Genomic DNA, 17,994 nt, shown 5'->3' with positions numbered 1-17,994 from the left:
CGATTGACGCCGAGCGCGCCCATGCCGCTGCCTGCTCCAAGCCGTGCCGTTTTTTTTAGCCCAAATAATGGTAGCGCTAACTTTTTCTTGTCGAGGGCGCGCGCATGAGCCTCGTCGCCGGTCTCGATCTGGGCACGCAGAGTGTCAAGCTCGTGGTCTACGACCCGGCATCGCGGCAGGTGCTGGCGCTGCAGGGCCGGGCGCTGGAACTGATCGCGGGCGATGACGGCAGCCGGGAGCAGCATCCATCGGACTGGCTCGATGCGATCCGTGTCTGCTTTGCCGCAGTCGACCCGACGCTGCGTGCGCGTATCGCCGCGCTCGGCGTTTCGGGCCAGCAGCACGGCTTCGTGCCGCTCGATGCCGAAGGGCAGGTGCTGGCACCGGCCAAGCTGTGGTGCGATACCAGCACCAGCGCACAATGCGCACCGATCATGGACGCGGTCGGCGGCGTGGCGGCCTGCATCGCGCAGGCCGGCAACCCGATCCTGGCCGGCTATACCGCCTCCAAGCTGCCGTGGACGAAAGCCCATCGACCGGAGGCCTACGCGAAGCTGGCGGCGATCGCGCTGCCGCACGACTACGTCAACGTCTGGCTCACCGGCGCGCGCTGGATGGAGCACGGCGATGCGTCGGGCACCGGCTGGCTGGATGTCCGCACGCGGGACTGGTCGCCGGCGCTGTTGGCCGCCACCGACCCCGAGCGCGACCTGTCGGCCTGCCTGCCGCCGCTGGTCGAGGCCGATGCGCTGTTCCCGGTCCGGTCCGAGATCGCCGCCGAACTCGGGCTGTCGCCGCAACTGCGGGTGTCGGCCGGTGGCGGCGACAACATGATGGCGGCGATCGGCACCGGCTGCGTGGTACCGGGCCGGCTGGCCATGAGCCTGGGCACCTCGGGGACGTTGTTCGCCTACAGCGATACGCCGGTGGTATCGGACTCGGGCGCCTGGGCCGCATTCTGCGACTCGACCGGCGGCTGGCTGCCGCTGATCTGCACGATGAACTGCACGGTGGCGACCGAGCAGGTCGCACGCATGTTCGGCTTTTCGACCCGCGAGGGCGATGCGCATATCGACGCGACCGCACCGGGCGCCGGCGGGCTGACCTTGCTGCCGTTCCTCAACGGCGAGCGCACGCCCGACCTGCCGCTGGGGCGCGGCGTGCTGACCGGCCTGTCCGCGCACAACATGGACGCCGCGCATCTGTACCGCGCGGCGATGGAAGGCGCGACCTACAGCCTGAAGTACGGCTTCGACGCGTTCGTGTCGGCCGGCATGGCGTTCGATCGCATCGTGCTGACCGGCGGCGGCGCCAACAGCGCGGCCTGGCGGCAACTGGTCGCCGATGTGTTCGCGCTGCCGGTGGATGTGCCGGTGCAGGGCGAGGGCGCGGCGTTCGGTGCGGCGCTGCAGGCGCTGTGGGCGCTTGGCCGCGCGCAGGGCGATGCCACATCGATGGAAGCGCTGGCGGCCGCGCATGTCGCGACCGATCCCGCGCGCGCATGCACGCCCGAGCCGAGCCGCGCGCCGGCCTACCGCGCCGCCTACCGGCGCTTCACCGACCACCTCGACGCGGTGCGGCCGCTGTACGCCGCGCCGCCGGCCGCGTAGGCGCGCAGCGCCTGCCGATCCGTCCACTCCACGCCAACACGGGACCGCATATGACCACGACCCCCTTCATCGGCAGCCGGGAATACTTCCCCGGCATCGGCCAGATCCCCTTCGAGGGCAAGGCCTCCGACAATCCGCTGGCCTTCAAGGTCTACGACGCCGGCAAGACAATCGGCGGCAAGACGATGGCCGAGCACCTGCGCTTTGCGGTGTGCTACTGGCACACGTTCTGCAATGCCGGCGCCGATCCCTTCGGTCCGGGCACGCGGCGCTTCCCGTGGGACGGCGGTGCGCCCCTGGCGGCGGCCGAGGCCAAGCTCGATGCCGCGTTCGAGTTCTTCACCAAGCTCGGCGTGCCGTACTGGTGCTTCCACGACGTCGACCTGGCGCCCGACGCCGACGACATCGGCGCGTACGAGAAGAATCTCAAGCACATGGTCGCGCTGGCCAAGGAACGCCAGGCCGCGACCGGCATGAAGTTGCTGTGGGGCACGGCGAATCTGTTCTCGCATCCGCGCTACATGAACGGCGCTTCGACCAACCCGGACTTCGCGGTGGTCGCGCGGGCGGCGGTGCAGGTCAAGGCGGCGCTGGAGGCGACCGTGGAACTGGGCGGCGAGCACTACGTGTTCTGGGGCGGCCGCGAAGGCTACGCCAGCCTGCACAACACCGATATGCAGCGCGAGCTGGCGCACTTCGCGCGGTTCCTGACGATGGCGCGCGACTACGGACGCAGCATCGGGCTCAAGGGCAACTTCCTGATCGAGCCCAAGCCGATGGAGCCGATGAAGCACCAGTACGACTTCGACAGCGCGACCTGCGCGGGCTTTTTGAAGGCGCACGGACTGGACAAGGATTTCAAGCTCAACATCGAGGCCAACCACGCAACGCTGTCCGGGCACACCTTCGAGCACGACTTGCAGGTCGCCTCCGACCACGGGCTGCTTGGCAGCATCGACGCGAATCGCGGCAATGCGCAGAACGGTTGGGATACCGACCAGTTCCCGACCGACCTGTACGACACGGTCGGCGCGATGCTGGTGGTGCTGCGCCAGGGCGGCCTGGAAGGCGGCCTGAACTTCGATGCCAAGCCGCGCCGCGAATCGACCGACATGGAAGACCTGTTCATCGCGCACATCGGCGGCATGGATGCGTTTGCGCGCGGCCTTGAAGTGGCGCATGCGCTGCTGCACGAGTCGCCGTGGGAGCAATGGCGCCGCGACCGCTATGGCAGCTTCGATGGCGGCGATGGCCAGGCGTTCGAGCAGGGCCGGCTGTCGCTGAGCGACCTGCATGCGATCGCCGCCAAGGCGGGTGAGCCGAAGCAGCGCAGTGGTCGCCAGGAGGCGTACGAGAACCTGCTCAACCAGTACCTGCTGCGCTGAGCCCGATGCACCGTCTGCCCGCCATCGCGAGCGTTGTCACCGGCGCGCCCCTCGGGCGCGCCGCAAGCGGGCAGGGTGCGCTACTTCTTCTTCGGCGGGGCGGCGACCGAATCGCGTGCGACCAGCCGGTGCGGCACCACGCGATCGGTGAGCACGCGGGTGCTGGCATCGTTGCGACGGATTCCGCGCAGCAACATGTCGATCGCCGCGTCGGCCATCGAGGCAATGGGCTGGTGGATGGTCGTGAGCTCGGGCCACACGGTGGTCGCGGCCGAGGTGTCGTCGAAGCCGACGACCGACAGATCGCGCGGTACGTCGAGCCCGCGGCGATGGGCGACCGAGATCGCCGCGGCGGCCATGTCGTCGTTGCTGGCGAAGATCGCACTCGGCGGCTTGCGATGGGCCAGCAGCTTCTCGGCCGCCTTCAGCCCCGAGCGGTAGGTGTAGTCGCCCTGCTGCACCAGCGTCGGGTCGAACGCGATGCCGGCATCCTCGAGCGCGGCCTGGAAGCCCTGGAAGCGCCGGGTGCTCGCGCTCAGATCGGCGCGGCCCTTGATGAAGCCGATCCGGGTGTGGCCGCGTTCGATCATGTGCTCGGCCAGTTCCTTGCCCGCACGGAAGTCGTCGATGCGCACGCAGGAAATATCGTCGCTGAAGCGCCCGGAGGCGATCGCGACGACCGGAATGCCCGCGCGTACGAACTCGGTCACCGCCGCGCGCGATTCGCACAGCGGCGGCGGCAGGATCACGGCATCGACGCGCTTGCCCAGGGCGCGCGCGGCCTTGCGCTCGGCCTCGGCATCGAGGTCGTCCCAGTAATCGACCACCAGTTGGATCGGGGTGCGCGAGGCGACGCGCAGCAAGCCGACCAGCAGTTCGCGCAGGTACGCGCCGCTGGGGTTGGTGTAGATCAGCGCGATGCGGGTGTGCTGCGCGGCGGCAAGCGAGCTGGCCGCCAGATTGGGGGTGTAGTTGAGCTCGCGCACCGCGCGCATCACCCGCTCTCGGGTGGTGTCGCGCACCTTGCCCTGGCCGTTGATGACCCGCGAGATCGTCATCGGCGACACACCGGCCAGTGCGGCGACCTCATCGATGGTGACGCCGCGGGTCTTGCGGCGGACCGATTTCTTCGGCTTGTCCAAAAGCGTTCCTTCGTCCGGACGGCGGTGTGCAGGCCCCGTCCGCAAGGCTAAGGGAACTGGAGTGAAGCCGTCCAAGGGGAGGTGATGGGATGTTGGGGATGTTACCGCTAACTATCTGGTTCCGCGACTGGATCCGGCCGGCGTGGCCGGCGGCGGTGCTGGCGCTGGTCGCGCTGGTCGGCCCAGTGCCGGCGCAGGCCGAGGACGGGTATGCGCTGTGGCTGCGCTACGCCGAGGCAGGGGCCGGGCGCGGACCCGAGGCGCCGCGGGTCTCGCAGCTGACGACCCCCGATGCGACGCCGACCCAGCGCGCGACCCGTGATGAACTGCTGCGCGGCCTACGGGGGCTGCAGGGGCGGGCGCCTACCCTGGCCGGCCGCATCGACCGCACCGGCGCGTTGCTGGTGGGAACGCCGCAGTCGCTGCCGGCGATCGCCCGGCTGGCGCTGGACCTGGGCGACCTCGGCCAGGCGGGCTACCTGATCCGTTCGACGCGCGTGGACGGGCATCCGGCGACCGTCGTCGCCGCCAACACCGACGTCGGCGCGCTCTATGGCGCATTCGCGTTCCTGCGGCTGCTGCAGACCGGCCAGCCGATCGCCAACCTCGACCTGCGCGAGGCGCCGCGGATCGAGCGCCGGGTGCTCAACCACTGGGACGAGCTCGACCGCCACGTCGAGCGCGGCTACGCCGGCCAGTCGATCTGGGACTGGCACCGGCTGCCCGGTTGGCGCGACCCGCGCTACACCGACTACGCCCGCGCCAACGCCTCGATCGGCATCAATGGCACCGTGCTCAACAACGTCAACGCCAACGCCGACGTGCTGACGCCGATGTACCTGGAGAAGGTCGCCGCGCTGGCGGACATCTTCCGGCCCTGGGGCATTCGCGTGTACCTGTCCGCGCGCTTCAGCGCGCCGATCGAGATCGGGGGGCTGCAGACCGCCGATCCGCTGGACCCCGCGGTCCAGCGCTGGTGGCAGGCCAAGGCCGAGGAGATCTATGCGGCGATCCCGGACTTCGGCGGCTTTCTGGTCAAGGCCAACTCCGAGGGCCAGCCCGGCCCGCAGGACTACGGCCGCTCGCATGCCGACGGCGCCAACCTGCTGGCCGATGCGCTGGCGCCGTACGGCGGCATCGTGATGTGGCGGGCGTTCGTTTACTCCCACGACGAACCCGACGACCGCCACAAACAGGCCTACACCGAGTTCGTGCCGCATGACGGCGCGTTCCGCGACAACGTGATCGTGCAGGTCAAGAACGGCGCGATCGATTTCCAGCCGCGCGAACCGTTCCATCCGCTGTTCGGCGCGATGCCGAAGACCCCGCTGATGATGGAGTTCCAGATCACCAAGGAGTACCTCGGCTTCTCGACGCACCTGGCCTACCTCGGGCCGCTGTACGAGGAGGTGCTGCGCGCCGATACGCAGGTGCGGGGGGAGGGCGCGACCGTCGCGCGGGTGATCGACGGCTCGCTGGACCGTGATGTGCCTGGCAGAAGCGCGCTGACCGGCATCGCCGGTGTGGCCAACATCGGCACCGACCGTAACTGGAGCGGCTCGCACTTCGACCAGGCCAACTGGTACGCCTACGGGCGGCTGGCCTGGAACCCGGAGCATTCGTCGCGCGACATCGCCGAGGAATGGACCCGCATGACGTTCGGCAACGACCCGGCGGTGGTCGCGCCGATCGTCGGCATGATGATGGGCTCGCGCGAGGCCGTGGTCGACTACACCGGTGCGCTCGGCCTGCACCACCTGATGGGCCGCGGCCACCATTACGGCCCCGGCCCGTGGGTCGAGGGCGGCCCGCGCGCGGACTGGACCTCGGTCTACTACCACCGCGCCACCCGCTCGGGCATCGGCTTCGACCGCAGCCGCCGCGGCAGCGATGCAGTCTCGCAGTACGCCCCGCCGGTCGCGGACGTGTTCGACGATCCCGACCGCGTGCCCGAGTCGCTGTTGCTGTGGTTCCACCATGTCCCCTGGGACCGCCCGATGGCATCGGGGCGTCCGTTGTGGGACGAACTGGTGCACCACTACGACCGTGGCGTCGCGACGGTACGCAGCATGCGTGAGACCTGGGCAGGCCTGGACGGGCGCATCGATGCCGAGCGGCATGCGCAGGTCGCCGCGTTCCTCGCGATCCAGGCGCAGGAAGCGCAATGGTGGCGCGATGCCAGCATCGCGTACTTCCAGTCGATCTCCGGCCGTCCGCTTCCCGACGGCATCGCCCCGCCGGCGCACCCGCTGGCGGACTACCAGTCGCTCGAATTTCCGCACGCACCGGGAGACACACGATGAACGGCCGCCCCCACCCAACCCTCCCCCGCATGCGGGGGAGGGCAGTCGAGCATGTCGCGCAGCACCGGGAGAAGGCAGTCGAGCATGTCGCGCAGCACCGGGAGAAGGCCGTCGAGCATGTCGCGCAGCACCGGGAGAAGGCAGTCGAGCATGCCGCGCAGCACCGGGAGAGGGCAGTCGAGCATGTCGCGCAGCATCACGGGAGGGCCGTCGCGCCTTCCGCACAGAACGGCGTGCGTGCGCTCGCGCAGTCCGCACAGGATCGCGGGCGTGCACTGGAGCTGCATCCAGGCGCGTCGACGCCAGCCTTCGCGCACCTCCCCCGTGTGCGGGGGAGGTCGGCGCCACCGGCGCCGGGTGGGGGCAGAGGCCTTGCCCGCCCCCATGTCCTGCTTGCGCTGCTGCTCGCGCTCGCACCGCTCGCCCACGCCGACACGGGCGAGGCTGCATTGCTGCATCCGCTGATCCAGGACCACGCGGTTCTCCAGCGCGATCGCCCCTTGCGTCTGCAAGGCGAGGCGCCGGCCGGCACCGTGGTCCACCTGGCGCTTGCCGACCGCCGCGCGCAGGCACGCGCCGACGCGAGCGGTCGTTGGCAGGCCGAACTGCCAGCCCTGCCGCCCGGCGGCCCGCACACCCTGACCGTGCGCGCCGGCGAGACCACCCGGACCGTCCGCGACCTGCTGGTCGGCGATGTGTGGCTGTGTTCGGGCCAGTCGAACATGGAACTGCAGGTCTGGCGCTCGCTCGATGCCCGCGCCGAGATCGCCAGTGCCGACGTGCCCGAAATCCGCCTGTTGACCGTACCGCAGGTGAGCAGCCCGGTGCCGTTGGCGCGCTTCCCCGAGCCCACCGCCTGGCAACCGGTCACGCCGGAGGGCGTGCGCGACTTTTCGGCCGCCTGTTACTACTTCGCCCGCGAACTGCGCAAGACCGTGGACGTGCCGATGGGGCTGATCGAAGCCGCATGGGGCGGTTCGCGCGTCCAGGCCTGGACCAGCGGCGAGGCCTTGCGCGCGGGCGGCCATCCGGACGAAGACCTCGACGTGCTCGCGCTCTACCACGACGACCCGATGCAGGCTGCCGCGCGCTGGGGCGAGCGCTGGGCCGCGTGGTGGTTGCAGGCGCCGGGCGTGTCCGCCGACGACCGGCCCTGGACCGAGACCGTGTCCGGTGATTGGCGCGAAGCCCCGCACGCGCTCGGCGCGTGGGAGCGATGGGGCGTGCCCGAACTGGCGACGTTCGACGGCATGGTCTGGTACCGGACGTCGGTGCGTCTGACCGCCGCGCAGGCGGCGCAGGACGCCACGCTGCTGCTCGGCCCCGCCGACGAGATGGACCTGACCTGGGTCAACGGCACCGCGGTGGGCAGCAGCTACGGCGCCGGTACCCCGCGCGAGTACCCGCTGCCGCATGGCCTGCTGCGCGCGGGCGAGAACACGATCGTCGTCAACGTGCTCGACACCTACCGCGAGGGCGGACTGGCCGGGCCGGCGTCCGCGCACCGGCTGCGGCTGGCCGACGGCGCGGTCGTGCCGCTCGACCCCGGCTGGCGCTACCGCATCGTGCCGCCGGAGACCGGCGCGCCGCCGCGTGCGCCCTGGCAGTCCGCGGCGGGCCTGTCGACGCTGTACAACGGGATGATCGCGCCGTTGGCCGGCGCCGCGCTGCGGGGCGTGGTCTGGTACCAGGGCGAAGCGAACACAGGCGAGGCCGGCGCCTACGCCGGCCTACTGCGCAATCTGCGCGACGACTGGCGCATGCGCTTCGGCGATCCAATCTTGCCGTTCCTGGTGGTGCAGTTGCCCAACTACGGCGCGCCGACCCAGGCGCCAGGCGAGAGCGGTTGGGCGACGCTGCGCGAAGCGCAACGCCGGGTCGCCGCCGAGCCGCATGCGGCGCTCGCGGTGACCATCGACCTGGGCGAGGCCGACGACATCCACCCGGCCAACAAGCAGGCGATCGGCCGCCGGCTCGCGCGCGCTGCACGCCACACGGTCTACGGCGAGACGCTGGCGCCGAGCGGCCCGGTGCCGCGCAGCGCCCGGCGCGAGGCCGGCACGGTCGTGGTGACGTTCGACGCGGTCGATGGTGGCCTGGTCGCCTACGGCGCGCCGGGGCCGGTCGGCTTCGAACTGTGCGGTGCGGGCGCCGGCAACTGCCGCTGGGCGCAGGCCACGCTCGATGGCGACCGCGTGCACCTGCAGGCGCCGGGCGTTCCTGCGCCGGTCCGCGTGCGCTATGCCTGGGCCGACAACCCGCTGGTCAATCTGTTCGACCGCGCTGGCCAGCCGCCGGGGCCGTTCGAGATCGAGATCCGTTGACATCCAGAGCCTTCCCCCGCGTGCGGGGGAAGGTGCCGAAGGCGGATGGGGGCCACCCAGGCGCGGGAGATGCCCTCATCCGCCACCACCATCGCATCCAGAGTCGTCCACATGTCCGTCCACACCGAACCCAGCCACCACAGCAGCCGCCACGATCGCGAGATCGTCGAGGCGCGCGTCATCGTCACCTGTCCCGGCCGCAACTTCGTCACGCTCAAGATCGTCACCCGCTCAGGCATCTACGGCCTGGGCGATGCCACGCTCAACGGCCGCGAGCTTGCGGTCGCCGCCTACCTGCAGGACCACGTCGTGCCGAACCTGATCGGCCGCGACGCGGGCCGCATCGAGGACCTGTGGCAGTTCCTGTACCGCGGTGCGTATTGGCGGCGCGGGCCGGTAACGATGACCGCGATCGCCGCGGTCGACGTCGCGCTGTGGGACATCCTGGGCAAGATGGCCGGCATGCCGCTGTACCAGTTGCTTGGCGGCCGCTCGCGCGAAGGCGCGCTGGTCTACGCGCACGCCAACGGCCGCGACATCGCCGAGGCCAGCGACGAGGTCGGCATGTATCTCGAGCGCGGGTTCCTGGCCGTGCGCGCCCAGTGCGGCGTGCCGGGCGTCAAGAAGGCGTACGGCATCTCCACGGCCGGCAAACCCTACGAGCCGGCCGAAAGCGAGCTGCCGGCCGAGACCGTCTGGAACACACCGCGCTACCTGGAAACGGCACCGAGGCTGTTCGAACAACTGCGCGCCGACCACGGCAATACGGTCGAGCTGCTGCACGACGTGCATCACCGGCTCTCGCCCATCGAAGCGGCGCGCCTGGCCCGCGATGTCGAGCCCTATCGGCTGTTCTGGCTCGAGGACGCGACCCCGGCCGAGCACCAGGCCGCGTTCGAACTGATCCGCCAGCATTCGGTCACCCCGCTCGCGGTGGGCGAGGTGTTCAATTCGATCTGGGACTGCAAGCACCTGATCGAGCGGCAGCTGATCGACTACATCCGCACCACGATCGTCCACGGCGGCGGCATCACCCACATCCGCCGGCTCGCCGATTTCGCCGGCCTGCACCAGGTGCGCACCGGCTTCCACGGCGCGACCGACCTGTCGCCGGTCACGATGGGCGCAGCGCTGCATTTCGATACCTGGGTGCCGAACTTCGGCATTCAGGAATACATGTTCCATGGCGAGGAGATCCTGGCAGTGTTCCCACACGATTACGCATTCCGCGCCGGCCGGCTGCACGTGGGCGACACGCCCGGGCACGGCGTCGACATCGACGAGGCGCTGGCCGCGAAGTACCCATACACGCCCAAGCAACTGCCGGTCGCGCGCCTGGAAGACGGCGGGATGTGGGACTGGTGATGGGCGCGCCGACAACGGGGCCGTCCCCACGCGTCTCCCCGCACAGCTGGCTGCGCGCACTTGCGGCCGGCCTGCTGGTCGCGATCGTTGCAGCGCCGGTTGTCGCCGAGGACCGGCCCGATCCCGAGCCCGTGCTGTTCGACTGGTTCGAGTACAGCGGAAGCGACCGTGCGTTCGACGCGCCGCTGCCGGCGGGTCACTTCCGCAACCCGATCCTCGCCGGCTTCCATTCCGACCCGAGCATCGTCGCGGCCAACGGGAAGTTCTACCTGGTCGCCTCGACCTTCACCTACTTCCCGGGCATCCCGATCTTCGAGAGCGAGGACCTGGTGCACTGGACCCAGATCGGCAATGCGATCCATCGCCCCGACCAGCTCGACTTCGACGGCCTGGGCCTGTCGCGCGGCGTGTTCGCGCCGACGATCGAGTATCACGACGGCACGTTCTATGTGGTCAATACCGCGGTCGATGCCGGCGGCAACTTCATCGTCACCGCCACCGATCCGGCCGGGCCCTGGTCGGACCCGGTCTGGCTGCCCGGCATCGGCGGCATCGATCCGTCGTTGTTCTTCGACGACGACGGCCGCGCCTACCTCCTCAACAACGACGCGCCGGACGGGCCGGTGCGCTACGACGGCCACCGCGCGATCTGGCTGCAGGCGATCGACATCGCGACGCTGACGCCGTTCGGCCCGCGCAAGGTGCTGATCGACGGTGGTGTGAGACCCGAAGACAACCCGATCTGGATCGAAGGCCCGCACCTGTACAAGGTCGATGGCTGGTACTACCTCAACAACGCCGAAGGCGGCACCGGCCCACAGCATTCGCAGGTCATCCTGCGCAGCCGCGACGTCTGGGGACCCTACACGCCGTACGAAGACAACCCGATCCTGACCCAGCGCGACCTGCCGCCTGAGCGAGCGTTGCCGGTGACCAACGCCGGCCACGCCGATCTGGTCCAGGGACCGGACGGCAGTTGGTGGGCGGTGTTCCTGGCCAGTCGCAACTACGACGTGCGCCACTACAACACGGGGCGTGAGACGTTCCTGCTGCCGGTGACCTGGACCGACGGCTGGCCGACGATCCTGCCGGCGGACACGCCGATTCCCTATGGACTGCCCGCGCCATCGTGGATGTCACGCGATGCCGATCAGGCGCCGATGAGCGGCAACTTCACCTGGCGCGACGAATTCGACGGGCCCGCGCTCGACCCGGCATGGATGTTCGTACGCGTGCCCAAGCGCGACTGGGCCGACCTCGCCTCCCGCCCCGGGAAGCTTGCGATCCACCCCGGACGCGAGGGCCTGGACACGTTGCACAATCCTTCGTTCCTCGCACGCCGCCAGCAGCATCTCGGCTTCGAGGCCAGCACCGCACTGGCGATGCCGGCCGCGGGCGTCGTGGGCGGGCTCGCCGCATTCCAGAGCGGCAATCACTGGTACCTGCTCGGTGTGCGGCGCGATGCCGACGATGGCGCCGTGGTGTTCGTCGAACGGGCGACCGGTGTCGATCAGCCGGCGCAGATTATCGCGCAGCACACCATCGCGCGTGCCGCGGATCTGCGGCTGAAGGTGGCCGGCGACGCGGGACGCATCGGGTTCGCGTGGGCCGCCGACGACGGCGACTGGCAATGGCTGCTGCGCGATGCCGACGCCACCTTGCTGAGCACCGACCATGCCGGCGGTTTCGTCGGCGTCACCCTGGGCCCGTACGCGCGCGACGAACGATGACGCACGCCCTTCGTCTGTCCGAGACCCTGCTCGCAACGCTGCCGCCCGCGGTCGCGCGTCCGGCCTTCGATCGCGCCACGACCCGGATCGGCGTCGTGCATTTGGGGGCGGGCGCCTTCCATCGTGCGCACCAAGCGGTGTACTTCGACGATGCGCTGGCGCTCGATCCCGACTGGGCGGTGTGCGCGGTGTCATTGCGCAATCCGGACGTGCGCGACGCGCTGCGCCCGCAGGACGGGCTGTACACGCTCGCGATTCTCGGTCAGACGCCGCAGCTGCGCGTCATCGGCGCATTGCGCGAAGTGCTGTGCGCTCGCGACGAAGCCGCGGCCGTACTCGCCCGGCTCGCCGATCCGGCCGTCCGCCTGGTCACGCTGACCGTTACCGAGAAGGGCTACTGCCTGGCCGGCGACGGCCTCGACATCGCCCATCCCGATATCGTCCACGATCTTGCCGCGCCCGATGCGCCGGTCAGTGCGATTGGCTATCTCGTCGCCGGCCTGGCGCGTCGTCGTGCCGCCGGCCTGGCGCCCTACACCGTGCTCAGTTGCGACAACCTTGCCGACAACGGCGTGCGCCTGCGCCGCGCTGTGCTCGCGTTCGCCGAACGCATCGACCCGGCGCTCGCAAGATGGATCGACGCCGAGGCCGCGTTCCCGCGCTCGATGGTCGACAGCATCACCCCCGCCACCGATGACACGCTGCGCGTCCGCGTCGCCGACACCTTGGGCCTGGACGATGCCTGGCCCGTGCAGCGCGAGCCGTACGCGCAATGGGTCGTGGAGGATCGCTTCTGCAACGGCCGCCCGCCGCTGGAGCGCGTCGGCGTGACCCTCAGCGACGACATCGCAGGCTTCGACCGCGCCAAGCTGCGCTTGCTCAACGGCCCGCACAGCGCGCTCGCCTACCTCGGCCTGCTGCTGGACGTCGAGACCGTCGCCGACGCGATGCGCCATCCGGGCTTGGCCGCTTTCGTCGCAAGACTGATGCGCGAGGACATCGCGCCCACGCTGACCGTCCCGGCCGCAATGGATCTGGACGCCTACATCGACGCCATACTCGAGCGCTTCGGCAATCCGGCCATCGCCCATCGTCTGGCGCAGATCGCCTGGGACGGCAGCCAGAAACTGCCTGTGCGCCTGCTCGGCACGATCCGCGATGCGCTGGCCGCCGGCCGACCCATCGATCGCCTGTGCCTGCCGATCGCCGCCTGGATGCACTTCGTGTGCCGGCAGGCCCGAGCCGGCGTCGCGCTGGTCGACCCGATGGCCGACACCCTGGCACAGATCGGGTGCGCGGCGACCGGGCAGGTTGGAGACGTCGCGCGTTTCCTCGCGTTGCGCGAGGTGTTCGCAGATGTGGCGGAGGACCCGGCCATCGTCGATGCGATCGAACGGGGCTATGTGGCGATCTGTGAGGGGCCAGAGACGGAAATCGCAGGGTGGTCATTTTTGCGCTGACTGGCTGGTGGTGCACGACGCCGGAAAGCGCAACCTCATCCGCTGGCTCGAAGTGGCGTTTTCTGCCGGAAGCGTCCAGACTTCCGCGGCAGATCGACGAAAGGCGAGACATGCAGTCAGTCAGCGCAACTCAGGCCCGGACGTGAGTCCATCATCGAACGCCTCATCTGATGCGTTGGCATTTCTGTCCGCGACTGCGCTGGCGCAGCTGATTGGACAAAAGCGAATCACCTCGTTCGAGCTCACTGCGCATTACATCGAGCGCATCGAACGATTCGACAGCACTTTGAATGCTGTCGTGGTGCGGGACTTCGAGCGCGCGCTGGAGGCAGCGAAGCTGGCCGATGCATCGCTCGCACGCGGACACCGGCTGGGACCGCTGCACGGCCTTCCGATGACGGTCAAGGAAACCTTCGACGTGTCTGGGTTGCCGACGACGTGGGGTGTGCCGGAGCAACGGGACCACCTCGCACAGAGCGACGCAATGGTCGTCGAGCGCCTGAGGGCAGCCGGTGCTCATGTCATGGGAAAGACGAACGTCCCGCTGCGGCTTGGGGATTGGCAGAGCTACAACGACATCTACGGTACGACCTGCAATCCTTGGGATGCGGCGCGGTCGCCGGGCGGCTCTTCTGGCGGCGCGGCCGCCGCGCTCGCGGCCGGCCTGACTTGCCTGGAGTTCGCCCCGGATATCGGCGGGTCAATCCGGAGTCCGTCTCACTTCTGCGGTGTGTATGGGCACAAGCCGACCTATGGCATCGTGCCGATGCAGGGTCACAGTCATTCCGGGGTGATCTCCGCACCGGATCTGAACGTCGTCGGACCCATGGCGCGGAGCGCGGACGACCTGGCTCTCGCATTGGATGTCGCGGCAGGTCCCGATCGACTCAGGTCGCCGGGCTGGCGGTTGGCCCTTCCGCCGCCGAAGACGCGCACCCTGCGCGGCTTACGCGTCGCGATCTGGGCGAACGAAGATGCCGTTCCCACGTCCTCCGAAATTTCCGATCGCGTGCTGGAGGTCGGCGCCGCGCTTGCCCGCGCGGGCGCGGTGGTCTCAGATCGGGCGCGTCCCCCGCAATCTCGCCAAGGGACGCGTACAACACTTACCTCAGCCTGTTGGGGTCGACGGGGCTCGTCAATCTGCCCGATGCTCATTATGTCGCGATCCAGCGGGCGGCAGCGGCGCTCGACGCGAACGACGACTCGCCACTGGCGGTCCTGTGGCGTGCTCGCGTTCTGGATCACCGCACTTGGTCCGATCACGATGAAGCGCGGAACCGAGACCGCCTACGGTGGCGTGCTTTCTTTGACGACTGGGATGTGGTGATCTGCCCGATCTCCGCAACGACGGCCTTCGCGCACGACCACCGGCCCAAGCTCGAGCGGACCTTGGACGTTGATGGTGTGACGACATCGCACTACGCGCATTTTTTCTGGGTCGGCCTCGCGACCGCCGCCTACCTGCCGAGCACTGCGTTTCCGAGCGGCTTGTCGCGTGATGGGCTGCCGATCGGTCTGCAGATCATCGGCCCTGAGTACGGCGATCGAACCACGATCGAAGTCGCCCGACTGATCGCACGAGAGATCGGGGGCTTCCGGGCGCCGGCCGGTTTCGGAACGTTGTAGCAGGGCGGCCGGGCTGTTCGTTCGTGGATGCAGGAAACGACAGTCCAGCGGCAGGTTGGCTCAGAACGTGACCTTGACCGAGTCCGCGCTGTAGGTGGCCGGGCCGTGATAGACCACTTCGATGTTGTTGCCATCGGGGTCGAGCACGAAAGCGCCGTAATAGCCCGGGTGGTAGGGGCGTTCGCCGGGCGGGCCGTTGTCGCTGCCGCCGGCCGCGAGGGCGGCGGCGTGGAAGGCATCGACGGTCGCGGCATCGCGCGCCTGGAACGCCAGATGGTGGCGGCCGGTCAGTTGTCCGGCGGCCGCCGCGCTGTCTGCGGTGGACACGAACAGTTCGTCGGCCCAGAAGTAGTCGGGGCCTTCGCCGGCGATCGGAATGCCGATGCTGTCGAACACCGCTTGGTAAAAGCGGCGGCTGGCGGCCAGATCGCGCACCACCAGTTGCAGATGATCGATCAATCGGCCGCGGTGGAGTTCCATCGTTTCCATCGACACCTCGCGAAGGAAGGCGCGGCCCGAGTGGGCGCCTTCGGTCCGATGATGCCAGGTGGCGACCGGAGCGTGGAACGCCTTGGCCTCAGCCGGGGGGGGGGGGGCGGCTCTGCCTGCCAGTGCGATCGCCGCCATGTTGTGCTTGGCCCCCGGGTTTGCCCGGCCGACGCGTGTCCCTGCGAGGCCGTGCGCTTCTCGTCGAGAGCGCGCATGCTCGCTGCGGCGATCGATCGCATGCCTTCGTTCGGCGGGAGGCGGTGCGGGCGACCACGCGACCCATCGGCAAGAGGCCAGGCATGAGCAAACAATCGCGTCCGCCGCCGCGCCACGATCCCCGCAAGGGCTGGCGTCCGTTCCGGACTTTCAGCGCGCGGCCGAGGCTGAGCCTGGCGACGGCCGTGTTCGTGGCGGGGTGCGCCGGCTGCCTGGTGGCGGGCGCTCGGTGGCCGGTCGCGTTGCTGCTCGGCTTCGACGTCGGCGCACTGGTGTTCCTGGGCGCCGCGTGGCGACTGTTCGACACCGCCGGGCCCGACCGGATGCGCGAGGTCGCCATGCGCCAGGACGCGGGCCGCTGGGGCATCCTGTGGAGCGCGATCGGGTTGGTCGCGATCCTGATGGTGGCGCTGGGCACCGAACTCGCCGCCGGTCGCTCCGGCGGCCTTGCCGCGATCGGCATCGCTGGCAGCAGCATCGTGCTGTCGTGGCTGTTCATGAATGTCATGTTTGCGTTGCATTACGCGCACGGCTTCTACGGCGACTACGGCGAGGAGCACATGGGCCTCGATTTCCCCGGCAAGGCCGCGCCCGATTACTGGGACTTCGCCTACTTCGCGCTGGTGCTCGGCATGACCTTCCAGGTTTCCGACGTGCAGATCACCAGTCGCTACCTGCGCCGCATCGCGTTGCTGCACAGCGTGATCGCGTTCTTCTTCAACATGTTCGTGATCGCGGTCACGGTGAACATCCTCGGCGGCCAGGCCTGAGCCGGCGCCGGCAGGGCTCTGCTCCCGGCGTCACCCGTCGCGCCTGCGCCCCAGCAGCAGGTAGACCGCCACTGCCAGCGCCGCGATCACGGCACTGGCGGTGGTCAGGAGCGCGGCGTGGGCGATGGTGAAGGCGCTCCGGGCCGCAGTCTCGACGGCGACGGCATCCGCGGACGCCGCCAGCGAGTGCGCGAGTACGAAAGCGTCGCCGATCGAGCCCACCGCGTGCTGGTCCGCGGTCTCGGCGAGTGCAACGGGCAGTTCGAAGTGGCGGACGAATACGTGAGACAGGAGCAGTCCGCATGCGGTGATGCCCAGACCCGTGCCCAGTTCGTACGCGGTCGCTTCGAGCGCGCCCGCGGCCCCGCCTTGCTCCGCCTCCACCGCGTTCATGATCGCGATCGAAGACGCGGTCAGGCCGATGCTCAGCGACAGGCCGAGCGCGGCCAGCAGCATCGGCACCAGGAGACCTGCGCGGTCGAGGTCGACGTTCGCAATGCCCAGCAGGGCGAGGGCGGAGACGGCCAGTGCACAGGCGGCGACGCGGCGCAGGCCGAGTGCATTGGACAGCCAGCCGGCGACCGGCCCGCCGACGGCAGCGGCGGCCATGATCGGAACCATGAACAGACCCGCCTGCAGCGGACGCTTCGCGAGGACGTATTGGAGTTCCTGCGCGATCGTGAGCTCCACGCCGGCCAGTGCGCCGCTCGCGACCATGGCCATGAGAATGCCCGCGAGGATCGTCGGATGGGCGAACAGGGCCAGATCGAGCATGGGCGAGGACGCCCGCATCTGGATGCGTGCAAACAGCCACAGCAGCGCGCAGCCCAGGCCGATCGCCGCCGCGGCGATCCACCAGGACTGGCCGCCTGCCGCACCGGTCTTGAGGCCGTAGACGACGGCGATCACGCCCGCGACCAGGACGAGAGCCTGTCCGATCGGCCAGGGCGCTGCGCCCCGCGTGGGTCGCATCGGTGGCAGCAGCCGCCAGACCACAGGCACCACGACGAGCATCACCGGCACGTTGATCAGGAACACCGAGCCCCACCAGAAGTGCTCCAGCAGGGCACCGCCGACGAGCGGGCCGAGGGCGGCGCCGGCAGCGCCCGCCGTGCCCCATGCGCCCAGGGCCATCGCACGTTCGCGCGCGTCCTCGAACGTGCGCCGGATCACGCCCAGGACGCAGGGCAGGATCATCGCGCCGCCGATCGCGAGCAGTACGCGCGCAGCGATCAGCATCGACGCACGGGTCGAGCAGGCCGCAGCCAGCGATGCGAACCCGAACACGGTCAGGCCGGCGAGGAGCAGGCGACGGTCACCGACGCGGTCGGCGAGCGTGCCCATGGGCACCAGGAGACCCGCCATGACCAGTGGGTAGATGTCGATGATCCACAGCACCTGGTTGCCGGACGCCTGCAGGGCCAGGGTCAGCGATGGCACCGCGATGTGCAGGATCGTCATGTCGATGACGACCGGCAGGAAGGCCAGCATCACCGCTGCGAGGATCCACCATCGGGCTGGAGAGGGCGGTGTCGACATTGGGGGAGGTGGGGTGTCGTCTCGTCCGGCGGGTG

14 protein-coding genes are annotated in these 17,994 nt (G+C 69.6%); 10 read left to right on the top strand and 4 right to left on the bottom strand.

Annotation, left to right across the window (positions count from 1 at the left end):
• Positions 1-104: 104 nt before the first annotated feature.
• Together xylB and xylA are read left to right on the top strand one after the other, a co-directional pair.
• A complete protein-coding gene (gene xylB, locus ABE505_RS04535) occupies positions 105-1,610 on the top strand; it encodes a xylulokinase (RefSeq protein ID WP_346443804.1) in 1,506 nt (501 codons plus the stop codon).
• Positions 1,611-1,660: 50 nt separating this feature from the next.
• Positions 1,661-2,995, top strand: a complete 1,335-nt coding sequence (gene xylA, locus ABE505_RS04530; protein WP_346443802.1) for a xylose isomerase — start codon at positions 1,661-1,663, stop codon at positions 2,993-2,995.
• Between the two features lie 80 nt (positions 2,996-3,075).
• Here the strand turns inward: xylA and ABE505_RS04525 are convergent, their stop codons facing one another.
• Entirely contained in the window at positions 3,076-4,137 is a 1,062-nt protein-coding gene (locus tag ABE505_RS04525; protein WP_346443800.1) for a LacI family DNA-binding transcriptional regulator, read from the bottom strand.
• 98 nt (positions 4,138-4,235) lie between these two features.
• Between ABE505_RS04525 and ABE505_RS04520 the strand changes: the two genes are divergently transcribed.
• The gene (locus ABE505_RS04520) at positions 4,236-6,440 is read left to right on the top strand and encodes an alpha-glucuronidase family glycosyl hydrolase (RefSeq protein ID WP_346443837.1); all 2,205 of its coding nucleotides are present in this window, start codon (positions 4,236-4,238) and stop codon (positions 6,438-6,440) included.
• Here ABE505_RS04520 and ABE505_RS04515 read toward each other — a convergent pair.
• Complete coding sequence (locus ABE505_RS04515) at positions 6,395-6,952, bottom strand: hypothetical protein (RefSeq protein ID WP_346443841.1); 558 nt, start codon at positions 6,950-6,952, stop codon at positions 6,395-6,397. The two genes, ABE505_RS04520 and ABE505_RS04515, sit on opposite strands and share 46 nt — an antisense overlap.
• Between ABE505_RS04515 and ABE505_RS04510 the strand changes: the two genes are divergently transcribed.
• The 6 genes from ABE505_RS04510 to ABE505_RS04485 all read left to right on the top strand — a co-directional run bounded on the left by ABE505_RS04510 (position 6,839) and on the right by ABE505_RS04485 (position 14,945).
• The gene (locus tag ABE505_RS04510) at positions 6,839-8,764 is read left to right on the top strand and encodes a sialate O-acetylesterase (protein WP_346443836.1); all 1,926 of its coding nucleotides are present in this window, start codon (positions 6,839-6,841) and stop codon (positions 8,762-8,764) included. The genes ABE505_RS04515 and ABE505_RS04510 overlap by 114 nt on opposite strands.
• A 111-nt stretch (positions 8,765-8,875) precedes the next feature.
• A complete protein-coding gene (manD, locus tag ABE505_RS04505) occupies positions 8,876-10,129 on the top strand; it encodes a D-mannonate dehydratase ManD (RefSeq protein WP_346443799.1) in 1,254 nt (417 codons plus the stop codon).
• A complete protein-coding gene (locus tag ABE505_RS04500; RefSeq protein ID WP_346443798.1) occupies positions 10,129-11,859 on the top strand; it encodes a glycoside hydrolase family 43 protein in 1,731 nt (576 codons plus the stop codon). Before manD ends, ABE505_RS04500 begins: the two co-directional genes overlap by 1 nt.
• Entirely contained in the window at positions 11,856-13,319 is a 1,464-nt protein-coding gene (locus tag ABE505_RS04495) for a mannitol dehydrogenase family protein (protein WP_346443797.1), read from the top strand. The genes ABE505_RS04500 and ABE505_RS04495 overlap by 4 nt, the downstream gene beginning before the upstream one ends.
• 7 nt (positions 13,320-13,326) lie before the next feature.
• The gene (locus ABE505_RS04490) at positions 13,327-14,646 is read left to right on the top strand and encodes an amidase family protein (RefSeq protein WP_346443796.1); all 1,320 of its coding nucleotides are present in this window, start codon (positions 13,327-13,329) and stop codon (positions 14,644-14,646) included.
• A complete protein-coding gene (locus ABE505_RS04485) occupies positions 14,529-14,945 on the top strand; it encodes an amidase family protein (RefSeq protein ID WP_346443834.1) in 417 nt (138 codons plus the stop codon). The genes ABE505_RS04490 and ABE505_RS04485 overlap by 118 nt, the downstream gene beginning before the upstream one ends.
• Before the next feature lie 60 nt (positions 14,946-15,005).
• On the opposite strand, the gene ABE505_RS04480 is transcribed toward ABE505_RS04485, so the two are convergent.
• On the bottom strand, positions 15,006-15,434 hold the full coding sequence (locus ABE505_RS04480) for a VOC family protein (RefSeq protein ID WP_346443833.1): 429 nt from the start codon (positions 15,432-15,434) through the stop codon (positions 15,006-15,008).
• A 299-nt stretch (positions 15,435-15,733) separates the two neighbouring features.
• Here ABE505_RS04480 and ABE505_RS04475 point away from each other — a divergent pair, with 299 nt between their 5' ends.
• Positions 15,734-16,420, top strand: coding sequence for a DUF1345 domain-containing protein (locus ABE505_RS04475; RefSeq protein ID WP_346443795.1), 687 nt, complete (start codon positions 15,734-15,736; stop codon positions 16,418-16,420).
• Between the two features lie 30 nt (positions 16,421-16,450).
• On the opposite strand, the gene ABE505_RS04470 is transcribed toward ABE505_RS04475, so the two are convergent.
• Positions 16,451-17,911 carry an MFS transporter gene (locus ABE505_RS04470; protein WP_346443832.1) on the bottom strand — a complete coding sequence of 487 codons (1,461 nt, stop codon included), beginning with the start codon at positions 17,909-17,911 and terminating at the stop codon, positions 16,451-16,453.
• Positions 17,912-17,994 lie beyond the last annotated feature (83 nt).

Origin of the sequence: Luteimonas sp. TWI382, assembly GCF_039674545.1 — a bacterium.
Taxonomy (GTDB): Bacteria; Pseudomonadota; Gammaproteobacteria; order Xanthomonadales; family Xanthomonadaceae; genus Luteimonas.
Note: the sequence above shows the minus strand (reverse complement) of the source record. Positions and strands in the feature narration are given on the sequence as shown.

Bases quoted from the DNA above. Each gene is read 5' to 3' on its own strand.
- ABE505_RS04520 (WP_346443837.1), top strand. From the start codon at position 4,236: ATGTTACCGCTAACTATCTGGTTCCGCGACTGGATCCGGCCGGCGTGG.
- manD (WP_346443799.1), top strand. From the start codon at position 8,876: ATGTCCGTCCACACCGAACCCAGCCACCACAGCAGCCGCCACGATCGC.
- xylA (WP_346443802.1), top strand. From the start codon at position 1,661: ATGACCACGACCCCCTTCATCGGCAGCCGGGAATACTTCCCCGGCATC.
- ABE505_RS04500 (WP_346443798.1), top strand. From the start codon at position 10,129: ATGGGCGCGCCGACAACGGGGCCGTCCCCACGCGTCTCCCCGCACAGC.
- ABE505_RS04475 (WP_346443795.1), top strand. From the start codon at position 15,734: ATGAGCAAACAATCGCGTCCGCCGCCGCGCCACGATCCCCGCAAGGGC.
- ABE505_RS04470 (WP_346443832.1), bottom strand. From the start codon at position 17,911: ATGCTGGCCTTCCTGCCGGTCGTCATCGACATGACGATCCTGCACATC.
- ABE505_RS04480 (WP_346443833.1), bottom strand. From the start codon at position 15,434: ATGGAAACGATGGAACTCCACCGCGGCCGATTGATCGATCATCTGCAA.
- xylB (WP_346443804.1), top strand. From the start codon at position 105: ATGAGCCTCGTCGCCGGTCTCGATCTGGGCACGCAGAGTGTCAAGCTC.
- ABE505_RS04495 (WP_346443797.1), top strand. From the start codon at position 11,856: ATGACGCACGCCCTTCGTCTGTCCGAGACCCTGCTCGCAACGCTGCCG.